Origin of the sequence: Pseudomonas sp. SIMBA_067 (genome assembly GCF_046534675.1) — a bacterium.
In the GTDB taxonomy this organism is placed as follows: Bacteria; Pseudomonadota; Gammaproteobacteria; order Pseudomonadales; family Pseudomonadaceae; genus Aquipseudomonas; species Aquipseudomonas putida.
On the sequence record NZ_JAWRYH010001146.1, the window covers coordinates 1 to 244 of the forward strand.

Annotated in this window: 1 pseudogene; it reads left to right on the forward strand. The window is 57.4% G+C overall.

The features are described from left to right. Nucleotides 1-22: 22 nt before the first annotated feature. Nucleotides 23-244: pseudogene (locus tag SB765_RS32890) on the forward strand (NAD(P)/FAD-dependent oxidoreductase); the annotation flags it as partial.

The window sequence follows — 244 nt, forward strand, 5'->3', positions numbered from 1 at the left end:
GCAGATACCGCAAGTGGCCGCCATGATCGAGAAAGACATCCAGGGCACGTTGACGCCCGCCTATGTCAATTGCCTGGAATCGCACATCCAGGCGCAACTGGCGCTTCAGGACACCTGGAGCAAGTGGTACGAGGTAATGGACGACCCGTTCCTGATGGGCTGGACGCTGCTGTTCGCCAACATGGCGTACTTCCATGTGGTGTTGCCCATGTATGTCAGCGGTGATTTTCTCGACGGCCATCAG